The following is an 18,189-nucleotide window of genomic DNA, read 5'->3' on the forward strand; positions in this document are numbered from 1 at the left end:
AGAGACATAAAAAAAAGATTTCAGGCATATAGCCGAAATCTTTTTTTGTCTATCTACGATTGCTGAGCAAATGTTAATAGATACTCATCTTGCATTAAAACTTCGTAATCTTTTTCACCATTTCTTACGACGTGTACAGGAACTGTTTTTGCTGGAAGTAATTCAACTGGCTCACGATAGCGTTTTGCTACTCCGTTAATAAGTTCGTTGACTAACTGCTCGTTACTCAGCTCACCCGCCTGGTATTTTTCTGCAAGTGGTGTCATAACTTCCGCTAATACACTTGCATCGTTAAATCCTTGAATTTCGACTTGTACGACGTACGCATCATCTTCATCGCTATACGCTGTATCTTTAATTTTATATTTTGTAGATGAAAGAGCTTGTAGAAAAGCGCTGCTTACTTCGTTTAACTGCTCATCGGTTATGTTTGAGCTCAATGATGATAAAGCACCTTTAAAATTCGTTTCAAAAAACTCTACAAACGAACTCTTTTGGAACTCCCCTTTTTCTTCTACCTGTTTCTTATCTTGCTGATTCGGATGTTTAGCAACAAATTGATCTGTATTTTGATAAACAGTTGCTTGAATTAAAGCGTCCACGTATTGTCCCGCTTCCTTGGCATAAGCAGCTTGCTTTTCTTTACTTGGCGTTTCAGTGCTGCTATCTTTAGAAGCAGCAGCGGCTTTTGCTTCCACTTTTGGTTTTGTTACATTGTCTAATTGGTTATATGTATACGTATACGTTTGCTTAGACTTTGAGTTTTCTGTTTTTCCGTCCACTTTAACTGAATACGACTGATTTTTTACTACTTTCTTTATTTGATTCGTTTCTTTATCAATTGTCACAACAAGCGAAAAATCTTTTCCTTTAATTTGCTCAAGGTCTACAGCGGTATCGCTGCCTTGATTTGTTATTTTATAATAAGCTTTAGCATCACCTGCTACAATTTTTTGCTTTTTGTCTTTGTCTCCGTTAAATGTTAATACATACTCTTTGTCTTTTTCGGTGACGTCAAATTCATTTGGAAGATTTTCATCATATTTTTGATAGTAGCGTATTGGATTTTGTTGAAGCTCCATAGCGTTATTAATTAAAGCCGTAACGTACTTTTTCTCTTCTCCCTGTACTTTTGTGCTTTCTTCTCCAGCCACAGCTAACGTTTCATCACCGTCATGATACATCTTCAATTCTTCGCCGTTCATTTTTGTGTTAATGTAACCTGCTTTACTTTTAAAATCAAATTCTTGTACTCCGTTTACTTGGTAATCAGAGGAGCCTTCTTCTTTTCCAGTGACCTTCACTTGAACATTTTTCACCTTTTCTTGTGCTTCTTTCACGTCACCCGTTAATTCCTCTGAAGACGGCATCCCACATGCCGAAAGCAATAGAGCGAATGATATTGCTAAGCTGGTATTCAATATTTTTTTCATATAAGAAACTCCTTTTTAAATATTTTTCCAAAAACAAGAATCTATGTACTTAGTAAATACACAATTTTACCATTTACAAAACCCAACTTTACTAAAATACCATATTTACATTTAAATGGTAACCAACAAAAGAAGGAAATTGCACAATAAAAAAGTCACGAATCCGTGACTTTTCTAACAGCATTCATACTTATTTGTTAACGTTTTTATTTTAATCTCTAATAATTCCATTACTTGTCCCTATCAGTACTTCTTTACCTTGTTGATTTCGATACACTGATTTGATTTTCACTTTTTGAAAACCATCTGCTTTTTCTACTTCAGTTAATATGCATTCACAGGTAACTGTATCTCCTGCAAAAACTGGACGAAGAAATTCACTCACCATTTCTCTTGCAATGTAGTTTAAGTCTCCTCCTATTTTCGTTCCAATACTAGCAGTCATAAGTCCATGCACCATTAGCCGCCCTTTTTCGTCACGTTCTATATGATGTTTGCCCCGGTCTCCAGTCATCTCCGCAAACTGCATGATTTCTTCCTCTTGAAACGTTCTTTGCCACGTAAATGTATCTCCTGCTTTACATTCCATCTTATCCATCCCCTTAAGATTATGACTTTACTTTTTAACTATATCACAAAAATGAACAGTCATTCATTTTCACATCAAAAAAATAGCAGAATAAATATACCCTGCTATTTTTGACAAGTAGGACAGTAATAAAGCCTTCTAGAAGCAGCTTGCACTTTTAAGATAGGGGTGCCGTCAATTCGGCAAGCTTCTCCTTCACGGTTAAAAACCCAGTGGCGGTATTCAGAGCGCTTTTGGCCTTTCTTTTTTAACGTTTCAGCAAGCTTTACATCATTTGTAATGCCACCTGTTTCATAGGACTGTTTGACAAGAGAAATGGTTGCTTCAGCTGCCTTTTTAAGCTGTTCTTCCGTGCAGTCTACCGGACGAGCTGCAGGATTAATTCCCGCTACAAATAGGATTTCACTGCGCAAATAATTTCCAATCCCCGCTATAAAGCTTTGGTCTAGCAGCAGCGACGCCCATTTTCTGCGGTAAAATGGCTTAGAGTAGAAGCGATCTAAAAGCTCATCTGCCATTACTTCTTCACTTAAAATATCCGGACCTACTCTTGATACAAAAGGATGAGCAGAAACTTCTTCATCACGCAATACTTCAATATCAGAAGCGCTATAGAGCAGCGCTGATTTCTTTTCATTATGAATAGCAAGACGCAGCTGTCTGTTTGTAGATGGATAATTGTAAGATGAACGTACATACCATTTTCCATAAAGCTGATTATGTGAATAAATGGTATAGCCGTTGTCGAAACGAATAAGCATAGCCTTCCCTTTTGTATCTACCCTTTTAATACGAGCACCCGTTAATACTTCTTCGTAATGCTGTAAAGATGGAAAAGCAAACCATATCTCTCCAACGGGAAGACTGATAATCGCTTTTTCCACTTCATCGGCTGCTCGTCTAATTTCTGGACCTTCTGGCATATAATGAAACTCCTTTCTTTCCCGACTTTCTTCATTTATTATTTCGGTTTTATTTTTGCTTTGCAAGAAAGAAGCGGTTGAACTCTTCTTTTCCTAAAAGAACCTTTAAATTATGCATGACGGTTACTCTTATAGTAAAATGTTTATACCTTTTTTTACTTTCTATAGTGTTTATCTTACTTCCTTTGACTTATACTAGTTGATAACCTTTTAGAAACTTGTTAATTATCTATATATGAGGAGTTTATTATGAACAATCAATCATTTTCTCCACTATCAGCTGCCGAGATGGCTGTTATTTGGAAGCAATATATGAACGATAAAGCAATTTCTTGTATGCTTAACCATTTTCTGTGTCATGTAGACGATTTAGATATTCAAAAAGCGATTCAAGGTACACTGCACATCACAACAAGAAACAGTGATGCGCTCACTGCTATCTTTTTAAAAGAAAATATGCCAATCCCGCTCGGTTTCGGAGAAGAAGACCTTGATACTGAAGCTCCAAAATTATTTTCGGATTCTTTTTATTTGCTTTATTTGAAGCATATTTCAAACGTCCTTCTGCTATCAGCAACTACGGGCGTCGATGTTGCCGCAAGGAATGATGTACGGTCTTTTTTTCGCAGCTTACTGCTAAAAGCGGAAAAGCTTAACCAAACGATTACAGATTTGCTGGTAGAAAAACAAATTTTTATAGAGCTTCCTCCTATTCCTATTGCAGATGCATCTGATATGAACGACAAAGAGCTCTTCTTAGGGAGCTATTTTGATGAAAAGCGGCCGTTAACGGTCATTGAAATTTCTCATATCGTGTCAAGCATACAGACGAACTTAATTGCAAAGGATTTAATTTTAGGGTTTGCTCAAACAGCTCCTTCTCAGGAAATTCAAGCTTTTTTGTTAAAGGGTAGAGACCAGGTACAGCAGCACATTGAATCCCTGTCACAACCGCTAATGGTAGAAAACATACCGGTCACAATGAAGTGGGATTACGGAGTAGAAAAGTCTTCCGTTCCTCCATTTTCAGAAAAACTCATGATGTTTCACCTGGCTGCGATGATTACTGAAAATGTACGTGGATATGGGCTTGCGATGTCAACGAGCCCGCGTTTAGATCTCGCTTTAAACTATACAAACTTCACGAATGAAATTTTGGAATACGCCAAAGAAGTATCAAGAATAAGTATTGAGCAAGGATGGCTAGAAGAGCCTCCGCATATTCCATTCCCAAAAATTCATTTGGAATAAAAATGAGATTGGGGCATAACGAAATGAACCCAATCTAAAGACGAGCAATGAGTTGGACTGCTTGTGACACCGCTGTTGATTTCCGTGCAAGGCTTCGCTTTCCGCGGGCGCCTGCTGAGCCTCCTCGTCGCTTGCGCTCCTGCGGGGTCTCACCTGTTGCGCTTTTCCCGCAGGAGTCTTCGCCTTGCTCTACAACCAACAGCTAGAAGCACCTGCATATATGAAACCTACGTTCACCATGATTACAAAAAAACACGAACTATTCATCCATTTTTGATGGATAGTTCGTGTTTAACTTTAACTACACTACTTTTGTCACAGCCTCATTTTTTAGATTCTCTCCACAGTAAATAAAGAAAATACGGAGCGCCGATAATGCCAATGATTAATCCGGCCGGAATTTCAATCGGAGGAGCAATTCCTCTCCCAATTAAATCTGCTGCTAGTACAAACAAAGCGCCAAGCAAAGCGGCTGTAGGAATCAATTTTTTGTGTCTCGGTCCCACTAACCGTTTGGCCACGTGAGGAATAATAAGCCCTACAAAGCCAATTGTCCCAACCACCGATACAACCGCAGCCGTCATTGCCACTGCGCTTGCCAGCAATACTAGACGAATTAACTCTACTCTAGCCCCTAGTCCTCGAGCCACTTCATCACCTAAATGAATTAAATCTAACCGGGCAGCTAACACCCAAATCAGCGGTACTAATATAACGATCCAGGGAAGTAAACCAATTAATTGATCCCATGTTCTTCCCCATAAGCTGCCGCTCAGCCAAATGAGTGCTGCGTTTACGTTTGGATTTGCTTTTGAAATTAACAAGTGAATACCGGATGAACAAAAAGCGCTGACTGCTACACCGATTAATGCAAATCGAATAGGTTCTACTCCTTTTTTATAAGCAAGCAAATAGACGATGACAAAGACAAGCGAGCCTCCTGCAAACGCAGCGACGGATAAAACAGATGGGCTTGCTAAAGGCAGTAAAATAGTGACTGCAACAGCTGCTAATCCTGACCCGCTTGATAGACCTAATGTATCTGGACTAGCGAGCGGATTTCTCATAATAGACTGTACGACGACTCCGGACACAGCTAGGCCGACTCCCGTTAAAATAGCCAGCAAAATACGAGGCAGACGAAATTCTACTAAAATGGACGTCAAGTCAGGATCGCCAATACCAATAAAAGACGTAATAATGTCTAGAGGAGGTATGTTAATGTCTCCTAAGCTAAGGCTTATCACACTCAGCGCTATAATTAAGACAGAAAGAATGATAAACAGGCCGACAGACTTGAATCGAGATGGCTGCTTTTTTGTTTTATTGACAGTCTGCATATAACTCATGCCTTCCTTTCTGTTTTTTTGCGTCTCGCTAAGTAAATAAAGTACGGCGTTCCGAGCAATGCTGTTACTGCACCTACAGGAGTCTCATACGGGTATGTAATAAATCGTGATAATACGTCTGCTAACAGCAATAAAGATGCACCAAGCAGCGCGCTCATTGGCAAAACGACCCGGTAATCTACACCTATTAAATAGCGTACCATATGAGGAACAACAAGCCCTACAAAGCCAATGGGGCCCGCAATTGCCACCGAAACACCTGCTAATACAATCACAACAACTGCAGTGAACGCTCTAATGGCAAAGACTCGCTGCCCGAGTCCTCTAGCTACGTCATCTCCTAAAGACAATAAAGAAGACGCTCTTCCCAGACCAAACGCAATAAGCAGGCCCACGATGCTAAAAGGAACCAATACATGAACATGTCCCCAATCTCGCCCAATAACTGAACCGGTGAGCCAGAACATAACGCCTTCTGTTTTGCTTTCATTAAAAATCAGCAGCGTTTGCGTGAGAGACATAAGCATACCTTGTATAGCAACACCTGTTAAAGCAAGCTTTACATCACTGTCGCCTCCTTTAATCAACGAACTCATGACATAAACAATAACAGCAGCAAATGCGCCTCCTAAAAATGCACCAAATACCCCGCCAATCATGCTTACACCAGGCACTAAAACCGTTAAAAATACCATTGCCGCTGATGCGCCGGCATTAATACCAAAAATACCAGGAGAAGCTAATGGATTTCTAGTTAATGCTTGCATCAACGCTCCAGCGACAGCCAAATTAGCGCCAACAAATGCCGTTACCAGTAAGCGAGGCAGGCGGACAGTTTGAATAATAGACTGTTCTTTTGATCCGTCAAAATTTAGTATAGCTTGCTTAATCGTTCCAAAAGAAATATGTATAGAACCGATGGAAATAGATAAAAACATTGAAATCAGTAAAAGAATAATAACCGCAAGAAAAATAGCTATTATACGAAGCGGAGATTTGTTTCTTTTGGATAAGCCGTGAACAGCTTTCATAGTAGACTGCGCCCCCTTTCATTTGAAAGTTCATTAAAAAGAAAAAAACAATCCCGCTGGATTGTTCTTTTCTTCGTTATTATTTGCCTTCAAATAATAACTTTTCTGCTTCATCTGCAATACCATTTGCACCTTGTACACTTCGGCGAAGAGACCATTTAAATACATCAACTTCATACACTTGATTATTTTTAACCGCTTTTAGCTCTTTCCATAATGGCTGTTTTGCTAAAGGCGTATGACCTTTTTCATTTCGCATAACAATGAGTTTGTCCGGATCTGCTTTTACAAGCTGTTCCATTGTCATTTTTACACTGTACTCTTTTGTAGGATCTGTTAATGCATTTTTGAAGCCTAATTGCTCAAGAACACCCGTTGTAAAGAAATTTGAAGTTCTAGCATTAATATTACCATTTGCATCAGCGATAACAAGTACATTGCCCGGATTTTTTGGTGCTTTTGCTTTTAAATCCTTCATTTTTTGCTTATGCTCATCTACCACTTTTTCAACTTTTGCTTTCTTGCCAACCGCTTCTCCTACTTTTAACTCTGTATTTAGTAAATCATCGTAATTAGCATTTAAGTTTTTCAACTCAATCGTTGGCGCAATTTTCGATAATTCTTTGTATACATTTTTATGACGTTCTGAATCGGCGATAATCAAATCGGGCTTCAGCAGTTTAATCGATTCCAAGCTTGGCTGCGCTCGCGTGCCAACTGATTTGTATCCTTTGATTTCTTTTAGTACATCTTTATCAATAAGCTGTTCTGCTTTATCATCATCAGCTACTCCTACAGGTTTGATACCAGCATCTAACAATGCATCAATAAAGCCTAACTCTAATACGACTACTCGCTTTGGATTCTCTTTTACCTTTGTCTCTCCAAGCTCATGCTTGACCACTCTTGTTTTTTCACTTTTTTCATCAGCTGAATTTTCCTTATTCGTGTTGCTGCAGCCGATAAGCATTCCGATTGCCAGCATTGTAATAAAAGCCAGCAGTCCTATTTTTTTCTTATTCAAATGTCATTCCTCCTGCTTGTATCTTTATGTAGATAATCGACTCTTGAAACTGATAATCGTTATCATTATATCAGTTTTATCTATTTAAACAAGCTGATTCGTTATTTTTTAATTAAAAAAATTATATCTATTCTACAAAAAAGAGATTGAGATATAGCTACATCATTCCAATCTAAAGACGAACAAATGGGATATATGAGCTGAACTGCTTAAGACACGGCTAGAAGAAACTCAGTATATGAAACCTACGTTCACCATCACCATAAAAAAACCGAACGATTCATCGTCCGGATCTTCCTTCAACTAAATTATTTTTCTCCCAGCCTCTTTTTAGCAGACTTTCTATGAATATGGTGTAATAGGCGGCAGTTCACTGCTAAGACACCATTTCCCTATGTCACGCAGCTTATAAGCAATAGGATCGTGTAAGCTAATTGTCCGGGCGTTGCGCCAGTATCGATCAAATTTATACTGATCAGACGTGGCTCTCGCTCCCATCCCATCAAATATAGTAGAGGTAATATGTAAGGCCGTTTTGACAGTAAATGTTTTGGCCAACGCAATCGCAACTCCAGACTCGCCCCGCTGCTGTTTCGTTAGCGCATCTTCTTTTTTCCATGCATGATCAAATTCTGCAACAGCTTTTTCTATAAGTGCTGAACAAGCATGAAGGTTTAAACTCATTTTACCGTATTGCTGAATAATGTACGGATCTTGCTCTGCTGCTTCAACGTCTGAACTTATCCACGGCTTTGTATGAGCCTTCACGTAAACTTTTGATTCTTCCAAAGCGCCTTGAGCAATACCGTACAATAAGTGAGTGAGCATAAGCTGAGCCAAATGCGTTCGTACCGTAGGAAAAACCTTTTGCTCTTCAGCTGCTTTACGCAATATTTCTTCTTCATAAACGATAACATCTTCAAACTTTACACTTCCGCTATCCGTTTGGCGCTGGCCAAATCCATCCCAATTATCTTCAGTAACGATTCCGGCTCTATGAGTAGGAAGTACACATAGCAATACCTCACCGCTTCCTTCTTCTTGAGCCGATACTAACAAACGGTCTGAATCGGTTGCCCCGGAACAAAAACTCTTGCTTCCGCTAAGCATTAATCGCCCATTTTCTCGGACTGCTTTTAGTCCTGAATCTCTAGGGTTAAAGGCATTGCCCCAAAATAGCTGGTGAGCTGCTGTTTCTTTGTAAAAAGTTTTGTACTGCTCAATACTTCCAAATAGAAACGTCGAACAAACCGTCAAATAATGATACCCCAACAAGTGGGCAAGTGAACTATCTGCTTTCGCAATGATATTCACGACTTTAAAAACAATCGGCCAGCTGGCTCCATAACCCCCGTATTCCTTAGGAATCGGGAGAGCTAAAAGACCGCTTTTTCTAAGCAGATTACGCTCATGTAGAGGCGTTCCACCTTCTCTATCTCTTTTTGCAGCAGTTTTGGAAAACTCTTTAGCCAACTGGTTAGCCAATTCGAGGATCTTCTCTTGAGACGCTGCAATCGTTTGGGTGTTGTTCATGATTACCCTCCTTTCTCACCTTTTAGCGGGTGCTTTATCATTCACTTTCACTTCACCAAATGGACTGATAAATGTGCGCTCGTTCTCATCGTGCTTACGCTTAACTGGAAGCCTTGGAAACAAAAGCTCTGCTGTTCGATATGCTTCTTCTAAATGGGGATATCCAGATAAAATAAATGTTTCGATACCTAACTCTGCATATTCTTTGATTCGTTGTGCCACCGTATCAGCATCTCCTACTAAAGCAGTCCCTGCTCCTCCTCGAACTAACCCTACACCGGCCCATAGATTAGGGCTTACTTCTAAGTTTGAACGGTCACCTTGATGCAAGGCGCTCATACGTTTTTGACCTTCTGAATCCATTCGAGAAAATACTTTTTGGGCTGATTTAACAGCTTCTCCATCTACATGTTGAATCAGTTCATCTGCAGCTTTCCAGGCTTCTTCTTCAGTTTCACGAACAATGACATGAAGCCTGATGCCAAATCGAATTTCTCTTCCTGTCTGCTTTGCTTTTTCTTTCATGCGTTCAATTTTTTCTTTTACTTGTGCAGGAGGCTCTCCCCAAGTCAAATAGACGTCTATATGCCTTGAGGCAACGTCCATCGCTACAGGAGAAGAACCTCCAAAATAAAGGGGAGGATACGGTTTTTGGACTGGCGGATAAAGTACGTTGCCACCTTTAACACTCAAGTAGTCTCCGTCAAAGTGAACATCGGATTCATTTAATACCCTTCTCCATATCGTTAAAAATTCATCTGTCAGCTCATAGCGATCGTGATGGTTTAAAAACACTCCGTCTCCTTCTAACTCAACGGGATCTCCTCCTGCTACGACATTAATAAGGAGCCTTCCTTTCGAAAAGCGGTCAAATGTTGCAGCCATTCTTGCGGCTTGGGTAGGCGACATTAAACCCGGGCGTACCGCTACTAAAAACTTCAGATTGTCAGTGACTGGCACTAAAGTAGATGCAGCAATCCACGCGTCTTCACATGATTTTCCCGTTGGAAGCAAAACCCCGCTATATCCTAGCTCATCCGCAGCTTGTGCAACTTGTTTGCAATAAGAATAGCTTGCAGCCCTGGCTCCTTCATGGCTTCCTAAATAACGTCCATCTCCATACGTTGGAATAAACCAAAATAACTCCACTTGTATTCGCCCCTTTTTAAAGCTACATAAAAAAACTCCGTTATTACAAATAAACTGCAATAAGGAGCCTCAGTTGTCTGATAGCTTCATTTTTTACTATTTTTAAATCAAGCATACGGATTAGGTGTAGGGTACTGCTGATTTAACACCCAGTTCCCAACCGTTCGAAGCTTGTATTCAGCTGGATTATGCAGAGTATGAGTTCTTACATTACGCCAGAATCGATCGTATCCGTATTCAGCATGAACCGAACGCGCTCCCATAACTTCAAATATCTTACTTGTGATATCCAGTGCAGCATTACCAGCAAAAACATTGGCAGCCGCTACGTGAACTGCTAGGTTTCCACGTTCTTCTTCCGTTAATTTTCTGCCTTTTTCCCACGCTTCATCCAATATGAGAGCTGCTTCATCTGCAAGTGCACTGGCTGCTTTCGCTTGAATCCAGAGTTCACCGTATTTCCGCAGTATACCTGGATCATCCGAAGCTTTTTCTACTCCTGATGTTAACCAAGGCCTTGTTTTAGAAGCCGTATAGTTTTGTGCTTCTTCAATTGCTCCAAAGGCGCTTCCTATAAAGACATTCGTTAAAATAATTTGCGACAGCGAGGCTCCAATAGTTGAAAAAGAAGTAGGGTTTTCAACAAAATCTTGAATCACTTCATGTTCTTCTATTCGTACATTTTTAAAATCTACATTTCCACTTCCCGTCTGTCTTTGTCCCATCGCATTCCAATCATCTTTGACGGTAATGCCTGTTCTGTCAGTAGGCACGACTCCGTTTAAATATTGCCCCGTTTCTCTGTCATTAAATGATAACCATAAGTACTGAGAATCCGGTGAACCAGAACCGAACGCTTTCGTTCCATTTAATAGATAACCTTGTGATTGCTTGTCACCTTTTAGGCTTTCTACTAAAGGATTAGAGGCATTTCCCCAAAAAGCTTGCTGCTGAACAGATAAAGGATAAAAATAGGCCTGCTGTTCTTCTGTGCCTTTGATTCGAATATCTGAGACAAACAAGGAGTGATAGCCATATAAGTGACCCAATGCTGCATCGCCTTTCGCCAACTCTCGAACAATAGCTAAAGCCGTTGACCATTTCCCGCCTTCTCCGCCATATTTTTGAGGAATTAATAAATTTAACAGCCCGCTTTGGCGAATAGCATCTTTTTGCTGTTTAGGTGTTCCGCCTTCTTTATCTCTTTGTGCTGCATCCTTCGCAAAAGAAACGGACAGCTTTTTTGCTTGATCAAGATAAATTTCTCCCTTTACAGTTGTTGCAGTCATGTTAAACTCTCCCTTTGGCTCGTCTTTCGATACTGAGCGCCATAGTGTTCATCAGGCAAGAAATGTGATTTTTTAAATAGCTTTTCTCTATAAGTTCCTTCACTGTAATCTGTTTTGAATAAATCTCTTTCCTGCAAAACAGGAATCACTAAATCAATAAAATCAGCAAACGTTCCCGGCGTGGTTACATAAGCCATATTAAACCCATCCATGCCTGTATCGTCTATCCATTCTTCCATAAAATCAGCTACTTGTTCCGGACTCCCCACAGTAACTGGGCCCATCCCTCCGATACTGACAAATTTCACTACTTCTTCTACCGTCCACTTTCTATCCGGATCACTTATTGTAAATTTCTCTAAAGCGGAACGGACTGAATTTGTCGCAATAAATTCAATGAGCTGTTCTGGTTCATAGGCGGAAACATCGATTCCCGTCCAGCCGCTAAACAGCGTAGCTGCTCCTTCAAAATTCACATAGCTTTCAAAACGAGCAAGCTTCTCTTCAGCCTCTTTTTCTGTTCGTCCAACAATTGGGGTAAATAAATTAAAAATTAATACGCTATCTGGGTCTCTGCCCTCTGCAGCAATTTGAGTGCGCATTTTTTTCACATAATCTGAGGCTACTTTTTTAGTAGGAAAACTTGTAAAGATACACTCAGCATGTTTGGCGGCAAATGCTCTTCCTGGGGCAGAAGCTCCTGCTTGAAATAAAACTGGAGTTCGCTGCGGGGAAGGTTCTGATAAATGTACACCCGGAACACTAAACCACTTCCCTTTATGATTAATCGGATGAACCCGGTCTGGAAGTGTAAAGATCCCTTTTTCTTTATCTCTTACAACAGCTCTTTCCTCCCAACTTCCTTCCCATAATTTATAGCAAACTTCTAAAAATTCGTCGGCAATATCATAGCGGGTTTCATGCGTAAAATGTTCTTCTAATCCTAGATTAATTGACCCGCTTTCAAGATATGAAGTCACAATATTCCATGCAATACGTCCATTTGTTAAATGATCCAACGTCGAAAATTTTCGCGCAAACGCATAAGGCTTCTCATAAGTAGTAGAGACCGTTACCCCAAACCCTAAATGCTTTGTTGCATATGCCATAGCGGAAATAAGTGCAGTTGGTTCATTCACTGGAAGCTGAGCAGCTTGTTTAAGAGCTCCTTCATTACTTTTCCTATAAACGTCATAAATACCTAACACATCGGCTAAAAACAAACCGTCAAACTTTCCTTTTTCCAATAGCTTAGCTAACTTCACCCAGTAATCTAACGTTTTATATTCGGCCGCCTGATCACTTGGGTACGTCCACAAACCAGGTGTCTGATGTACAACACAATTCATATCAAACGCATTTAAATAAATATGTTTCCCCATAGAAACCTCCAAAACTAATTAAATACATAAATTAACTAAGAATTAAATCTGTTTGGAAGTAATCTTAAAACATATTCTTCCAGGGTGTCAACGAAACTTCTCTCTTTATAATGAAACATAAATGAAGCTATTACTAATGCTGAATTAGGATTTCTTTAAAGGTTATTGACTTATTATTGCAACAGCTAAAAAAACACTACAACAGCGTCTATACCCCTGTAGATAACCCTTTTTATTTGACTGAGGAAGCAGTAAAACAATAAAAAAAGCGCCACATTTTCTTTTGAAAAATGTGGCGCTTTTAGCGTTAGTCTTCAATACAAAGATACTGAATCACTTCTTTTAAACTTTTCTCTTTCATCGATTCGATGTGTAAGTGATATCTTTCGAATGACAGATGTTTAGTTAACGGATTTGGTACAATCACACAGCGCAAGCCTGCTGCCATAGCAGCTTTCGCTCCATTAGAAGAATCTTCAAATGCCAAAGCTTCAGAGGGCTCTACTCCTAGCTTTTCAATTGCATTTCGGTAAAGAGCCGGATCTGGCTTCACTTTTTCTACATCATCGCGCGTTTGAATGACTTCAAAATAGTGCAGCAAATCTAGCTCTTTTAAAAATGCTGTTACCCAGTCTCGATATGAGCTGCTTGCTAAACCAATTTTTAATCCAAGTTCTTTTGCTTCTGCCAAGTACTCCGCTACACCTTCTCGGGCTACTAATGATTTCATTTTTTCTTGATGACGTCTTAACGATTTTTGAGCTAGTTCCTCTTTTGTGAACTCATTGTTAAACTGCTGAAGCAAGTAATCGTAAAGTGCCGTAGCATCCGTTCCCACATAAGAAGCAAACGTTGCAATCGGTAGATCTACTCCCCTGTCTTCTAACATTTCGCGGTATACCTCATACCACACTGATTCTGTATCAATAATTAATCCATCAAAATCAAACACAACTGCTTTAATCATAATTTACCTACCTTTTTCTATCTTATCGTCCTTACATAGTAACACGTTCAAAATACGTAATCCATAAATGTGGCTTCCTTAATAAGATAGGCTTAAACAGGTAGTTTCTATCCTTACTTTTCTCCGACTTTCATCAAAGGTGACATTTCTTCTGTTTCCTTAAACTCAATGGAAGACAGCTGCCTTCTAAAACCTTTCGTTGCATACACTAAATAAACTAAACCAGCAATCGCCCAGCCAATACCAAGTAAAAAGGAGTTGCGCTCCAAGTTAAGCCATAAAACGCCAATCGCTGCTGCTCCTAATAGTGGCATAACAATGTATGACCAAAATCCCTTAGCCGACCGGTGCTGCTTTTGATGAACAGCATAGTGCGCAATAACCGAAATATTAACAAAAGAAAACGCAATGAGTGCTCCAAAATTAATAAATGATGTAGCTGTTGCCAGGCTGAAGAAAATGGCACTTGCTGATACAACTCCGACTAATACAATATTTCGCGAAGGGGTGCGCAGCTTAGGATGAACATAACCAAAAAATGACTGAGGTAAAATTCGATCGCGTCCCATTACGTATAATAAACGCGAAACGCTTGCATGCGATGACATGCCTGATGATAATGTTCCTGCAATTCCTCCAGCTAAAAAGACAATTTGAAACAGCGTACCGCTCACATACATAGCAATTTCAGGAGCCGCAGCGTCTGGATGCTTGAATCCTTCTAACGTTGGAAAAACCGCTTGAATAAAATAAGATGTCACGGTAAACATGACTCCTCCGATTAACGCAACTAAAAAAATAGCTTGCGGAATCGTTTTTTTAGGATTAGGCGTTTCTTCTGATAACATAGCCACTGCATCAAATCCTAAATAGGAAAAACACATAAGTGTGGCTCCCGCTATTAGCCCTGATGAGGTCATGTTCTGATTAAAGAAAGGCTTCATAGAAAAAAGAGCACCTTCCCCCATTCCGCCTAGCAAGGCTTTGATTGAAACAGCAACAAACAATACTAAAATCGTCATTTGAAATACAACAAGAAACGTATTGAAATTGGCGGTGAAATTAACGCTTCGTAGATTTAGCAGCGTAACGATAATGACGAAGCTGACAACCCAAATCCACGATGGTACCGAAGGAAAAATAGATGATAAATAAATTTGAAAAATAAGTGCGTTAACCATCGGTAAAAAGAGATAATCCATTAGTGCAGACCAGCCAACTAAGAACCCTAAATGTGGATTGATTGTCTTTTGCGTATATGTATAAGCTGACCCTGCATTTGGAAACACTTGAATCATCTTTTTGTAGCTTACTGCCGTGAGAAGCATCCCGACAAGGGCTATGATATAAGACGTGGGAACGTGTCCATTCGTCATATCAGACGCAATCCCAAACGTATCAAACACTACCATCGGAGTCATATATCCGATCCCCATTAATACAATCTGCCATAATTTCAACGACCTTTTTAATGTTACTGTTTCATGTTTCATTTATCTTCCCCCTTCTATTTATTAAGAACATTCTGACAATTAAATCCATAAATGCCTGTATTTAATTTCTTTATATAAAAATGAATGACTTTCATTCATTTTTATATAAAGAGTGGTTACATTTACTATAGCAAATATATGATTTATTTCTTTAAGTTGGTAAGGGTTGCTAACAAACTATCTTTTTCTTTTATCATATTATGAAAGCGCTTTATTTTAAATAGCTATATGTTCCTAATCTCCTGCTATATCAACGCAGAAATACCCTCTGAATAAGAGGGATTTCTGCTTACAAGCCGTTATTCAATCGTAGTATTCAATCACTTTCTTTTCGTTTTCACTGCAACTAAACTAGCAAAATCATGAATGATTGTAGCTGCAAGCAACGAGGTTATCTGAGTTGGATCATAAGAAGGCAGCACTTCCACCAGGTCAAATCCAACATAGTTAAATTCCGTCAGAGAACGAATCATTTGCAGCGTTTCTCTGCTGCTGAATCCGCCTACTTCAAGCGTTCCTGTTCCTGGTGCACAAGAAGGATCAACAAAATCAATATCAAACGTTAAAAAGCACGGCGTATCTCCAATCGCTGTCTTCATTTGCTCTAAAACCACTGAAAATCCTTGATGTTCAAGCTCCCCTGCCGTTACTACATGATAACCGAGGTCTTTGCTTTCTTGAACATCTCCCGGGTGGTTTAATGTTCCTCTGATACCAATTTGAAAGACCTTCTTTGGATCTACTAGCCCTTCTTCATATGCGCGTATAAAAGGAGATCCGTGCCAATATTTTTCCTCGTAATACGTATCCCACGTGTCTGTATGAGAATCAAAATGAATCATAGCCACTGGACCATATCTTTTAGCAGCAGCACGAAGGCTTGCTAAGGTAATCGAATGATCTCCTCCAATTCCAATTGGAACAATTCCTCTATCCATAAGAGTGCCTACCGCTTCTTCCATTAATTCATAGCTTCTGTGAATATTATGTGGAATAACGGGCACATCACCAATATCGATAGCATTTGTATCATCGAATGGATATACGTCGTGTACCGGGTGATAAGGAAACAGCGTCATGGAAGATTGCCGAATTGCCTGAGGGGCAAAGCGCGCACCTACTCTGAAAGATGCTGCCGTATCAAACGGCATACCTACTAGCCCTACTTTTGCATTTTCTCTTTCCGCTGGCAGCCTCATAAATGAGCCCGTTGTACAAAATTCTGGTTTGACATCTGGGGACAATGGATATTTCATAATTTATTCCTCCGTTTCAATGATTTCAGTTAGTCGCTAGGCATTTCCACTACTAAAATCATTGAAAGCAATACGGGAATAAGAAACGTTTGCCGACTCATATTCATTGCTCCTTGTTACATTTATTGGTGGTTCAGCTCATTTAATACTTTTTCAAATGTAGAAATGACTTGATCTACTTCTTCCGCTGAAATAGTCAACGGTGGCTCAATACGAATTGTTTTAGAGTTTACAAGCGTGCCGGCTACTAGAATCCCTTCATCAAACATACCTTTAGAAAGCGCGTAGCCAATTTCATCTTGGTGAAACTCAATTCCAATCATTAAACCTTGCCCTCTGATTTCAAGTACTTTATCTCCATGTTTTTCAGCTGCTTTCTTTAAACCAGCAAGGAAATATTCTCCCAGCTCTTTCGCACGGTTTGGCAGCTGTTCTTCAATCAACACGTTAATGGTTGCAATAGCGGCTGCGCAGGCAAGCGGGTTGCCTCCAAACGTTGTTGTGTGCATAAAAGGATTATCAAAGAAGCTTGAGAACACTTTTTCTTTTGCTACGACTGCCCCAGCAGGCATAACCCCTCCTCCAAACGCTTTAGCAAGACATAAAATATCGGGTACAACATCGTATAGTTCTGATGCAAACATTTCACCGGTACGTCCCATACCTGTTTGAACTTCATCAAAAATTAAGATAGCATCGTACTCATCACATAGTGCACGCACTTCTTTTAAATAATTTTCAGGAGGAAGAATAATGCCGCCTTCTCCTTGAATTGGTTCTAATAAAACAGCTGCCACATCTTCCCCTACAAGCGCGCACGTTTCAAATGTTTTGCGCATCATGTCAATATCACCAAACGGTACGTGACGGAAACCTGGAATTAACGGCAGAAATGGTTTACGGAACATTCCTTTTGCCGTACCTGATAAAGAACCTAGACTTTTTCCATGAAAAGAACGTGTTGTGGAAATAAACGTTGTTCGATCACTATACATTTTCGCTAATTTTAAAGCGGCTTCTACACTTTCTGTTCCGCTGTTTGTGAAAAAGGAATACTTCAAATCCCCCGGTGTAATATCTGCTAAAATTTTCGCAAGCATCGCACGAAGTGGATCTAATAAGTCTTGGCTATGGAGCGCTTGACGCTGAAGCTGATCTTGAACAGCTTTGACTACTTTAGGATGGCGGTGCCCCACGTTATAAATTCCAAATCCGCCCAAACAATCAATGTATTTTTTACCGTTTACATCCGTAAAACAAGAGCCTTCATCTGACCATTCAACAGCTGCGAACTGCGTATCCACCGTTACTGTTTTGCGATATTCTAAAAAGCCTGGGTTGACATGCTCACGAAATCCGTCTACTGTTTCTTTCGTAATCCACTGTGCTTCTTCAGCTGACACTTCGCTTTTTTCAATAAGCCCCAGCACTTTGTTGATATATTCGTTTACTTCACCATATGCTTTGTTTACCTCTTGATTTTTCGTCACTGTATTCATTTTAATATCGCTCCTTCTCTA

At 39.8% G+C, this 18,189-nt stretch carries 16 protein-coding genes; 1 reads left to right on the forward strand and 15 read right to left on the reverse strand.

All coding sequences use genetic code 11. The features are described 5' to 3' along the window. Window positions 1-53: 53 nt before the first annotated feature. From AC3WJG_RS12185 to nei, 3 genes are all read right to left on the reverse strand, one after another. Window positions 54-1,433, reverse strand: a complete 1,380-nt coding sequence (locus tag AC3WJG_RS12185; protein WP_337133766.1) for a DUF6612 family protein — start codon at window positions 1,431-1,433, stop codon at window positions 54-56. A gap of 211 nt (window positions 1,434-1,644) precedes the next feature. Then, the gene (locus AC3WJG_RS12190; RefSeq protein WP_013055587.1) at window positions 1,645-2,022 is read right to left on the reverse strand and encodes an FAS1-like dehydratase domain-containing protein; all 378 of its coding nucleotides are present in this window, start codon (window positions 2,020-2,022) and stop codon (window positions 1,645-1,647) included. A 104-nt stretch (window positions 2,023-2,126) separates the two neighbouring features. After that, a complete protein-coding gene (nei, locus tag AC3WJG_RS12195; RefSeq protein ID WP_098525493.1) occupies window positions 2,127-2,945 on the reverse strand; it encodes an endonuclease VIII in 819 nt (272 codons plus the stop codon). Window positions 2,946-3,194: 249 nt separating this feature from the next. On the opposite strand from nei, the gene AC3WJG_RS12200 reads away from it, so the two are divergent. Next, complete coding sequence (locus tag AC3WJG_RS12200; protein WP_102813446.1) at window positions 3,195-4,196, forward strand: DUF3231 family protein; 1,002 nt, start codon at window positions 3,195-3,197, stop codon at window positions 4,194-4,196. A 34-nt stretch (window positions 4,197-4,230) separates the two neighbouring features. On the opposite strand, the gene AC3WJG_RS12205 is transcribed toward AC3WJG_RS12200, so the two are convergent. From AC3WJG_RS12205 to AC3WJG_RS12260, 12 genes are all read right to left on the reverse strand, one after another. Beyond that, window positions 4,231-4,395 (reverse strand): hypothetical protein, encoded by a 165-nt coding sequence (locus tag AC3WJG_RS12205; protein WP_165918632.1) that lies wholly within the window; start codon window positions 4,393-4,395, stop codon window positions 4,231-4,233. Window positions 4,396-4,519: 124 nt separating this feature from the next. Further along, entirely contained in the window at window positions 4,520-5,536 is a 1,017-nt protein-coding gene (locus AC3WJG_RS12210; protein WP_136790273.1) for a FecCD family ABC transporter permease, read from the reverse strand. A 5-nt stretch (window positions 5,537-5,541) separates the two neighbouring features. Next, window positions 5,542-6,576: a FecCD family ABC transporter permease gene (locus AC3WJG_RS12215; protein ID WP_028407601.1), complete on the reverse strand. Its 1,035-nt coding sequence runs from the start codon at window positions 6,574-6,576 to the stop codon at window positions 5,542-5,544. 79 nt (window positions 6,577-6,655) lie between these two features. Beyond that, the gene (locus AC3WJG_RS12220) at window positions 6,656-7,600 is read right to left on the reverse strand and encodes an ABC transporter substrate-binding protein (RefSeq protein ID WP_217598944.1); all 945 of its coding nucleotides are present in this window, start codon (window positions 7,598-7,600) and stop codon (window positions 6,656-6,658) included. Between the two features lie 342 nt (window positions 7,601-7,942). Beyond that, a complete protein-coding gene (locus AC3WJG_RS12225; RefSeq protein WP_337133772.1) occupies window positions 7,943-9,133 on the reverse strand; it encodes an acyl-CoA dehydrogenase family protein in 1,191 nt (396 codons plus the stop codon). Between the two features lie 15 nt (window positions 9,134-9,148). Then, the gene (ssuD, locus tag AC3WJG_RS12230; protein WP_028407598.1) at window positions 9,149-10,282 is read right to left on the reverse strand and encodes an FMNH2-dependent alkanesulfonate monooxygenase; all 1,134 of its coding nucleotides are present in this window, start codon (window positions 10,280-10,282) and stop codon (window positions 9,149-9,151) included. A gap of 107 nt (window positions 10,283-10,389) precedes the next feature. Further along, entirely contained in the window at window positions 10,390-11,571 is a 1,182-nt protein-coding gene (locus tag AC3WJG_RS12235) for an acyl-CoA dehydrogenase family protein (protein ID WP_217598945.1), read from the reverse strand. Next, a complete protein-coding gene (locus tag AC3WJG_RS12240; RefSeq protein ID WP_337133776.1) occupies window positions 11,568-12,953 on the reverse strand; it encodes an LLM class flavin-dependent oxidoreductase in 1,386 nt (461 codons plus the stop codon). Before AC3WJG_RS12240 ends, AC3WJG_RS12235 begins: the two co-directional genes overlap by 4 nt. A gap of 307 nt (window positions 12,954-13,260) precedes the next feature. Beyond that, entirely contained in the window at window positions 13,261-13,920 is a 660-nt protein-coding gene (locus AC3WJG_RS12245) for an HAD family hydrolase (RefSeq protein WP_492588269.1), read from the reverse strand. A 113-nt stretch (window positions 13,921-14,033) separates the two neighbouring features. Then, window positions 14,034-15,413 carry an APC family permease gene (locus AC3WJG_RS12250; RefSeq protein ID WP_060744885.1) on the reverse strand — a complete coding sequence of 460 codons (1,380 nt, stop codon included), beginning with the start codon at window positions 15,411-15,413 and terminating at the stop codon, window positions 14,034-14,036. 320 nt (window positions 15,414-15,733) lie between these two features. After that, window positions 15,734-16,669, reverse strand: a complete 936-nt coding sequence (gene speB, locus AC3WJG_RS12255) for an agmatinase (protein ID WP_028407594.1) — start codon at window positions 16,667-16,669, stop codon at window positions 15,734-15,736. 122 nt (window positions 16,670-16,791) lie between these two features. Then, window positions 16,792-18,168 carry a putrescine aminotransferase gene (locus AC3WJG_RS12260; protein ID WP_028407593.1) on the reverse strand — a complete coding sequence of 459 codons (1,377 nt, stop codon included), beginning with the start codon at window positions 18,166-18,168 and terminating at the stop codon, window positions 16,792-16,794. Window positions 18,169-18,189: the final 21 nt, after the last annotated feature.

This window comes from Priestia sp. FW507-14D1A, assembly GCF_058781295.1.

What these genes read in the sequence shown, in the direction of transcription:
- AC3WJG_RS12185 (WP_337133766.1), bottom strand. Translation starts at nt 1,433, where the DNA reads ATGAAAAAAATATTGAATACCAGCTTAGCAATATCATTCGCTCTATTG.
- AC3WJG_RS12190 (WP_013055587.1), bottom strand. Translation starts at nt 2,022, where the DNA reads ATGGAATGTAAAGCAGGAGATACATTTACGTGGCAAAGAACGTTTCAA.
- nei (WP_098525493.1), bottom strand. Translation starts at nt 2,945, where the DNA reads ATGCCAGAAGGTCCAGAAATTAGACGAGCAGCCGATGAAGTGGAAAAA.
- AC3WJG_RS12200 (WP_102813446.1), top strand. Translation starts at nt 3,195, where the DNA reads ATGAACAATCAATCATTTTCTCCACTATCAGCTGCCGAGATGGCTGTT.
- AC3WJG_RS12210 (WP_136790273.1), bottom strand. Translation starts at nt 5,536, where the DNA reads ATGCAGACTGTCAATAAAACAAAAAAGCAGCCATCTCGATTCAAGTCT.
- AC3WJG_RS12215 (WP_028407601.1), bottom strand. Translation starts at nt 6,576, where the DNA reads ATGAAAGCTGTTCACGGCTTATCCAAAAGAAACAAATCTCCGCTTCGT.
- AC3WJG_RS12225 (WP_337133772.1), bottom strand. Translation starts at nt 9,133, where the DNA reads ATGAACAACACCCAAACGATTGCAGCGTCTCAAGAGAAGATCCTCGAA.
- AC3WJG_RS12235 (WP_217598945.1), bottom strand. Translation starts at nt 11,571, where the DNA reads ATGACTGCAACAACTGTAAAGGGAGAAATTTATCTTGATCAAGCAAAA.
- AC3WJG_RS12240 (WP_337133776.1), bottom strand. Translation starts at nt 12,953, where the DNA reads ATGGGGAAACATATTTATTTAAATGCGTTTGATATGAATTGTGTTGTA.
- AC3WJG_RS12245 (WP_492588269.1), bottom strand. Translation starts at nt 13,920, where the DNA reads ATGATTAAAGCAGTTGTGTTTGATTTTGATGGATTAATTATTGATACA.
- AC3WJG_RS12250 (WP_060744885.1), bottom strand. Translation starts at nt 15,413, where the DNA reads ATGAAACATGAAACAGTAACATTAAAAAGGTCGTTGAAATTATGGCAG.
- speB (WP_028407594.1), bottom strand. Translation starts at nt 16,669, where the DNA reads ATGAAATATCCATTGTCCCCAGATGTCAAACCAGAATTTTGTACAACG.
- AC3WJG_RS12260 (WP_028407593.1), bottom strand. Translation starts at nt 18,168, where the DNA reads ATGAATACAGTGACGAAAAATCAAGAGGTAAACAAAGCATATGGTGAA.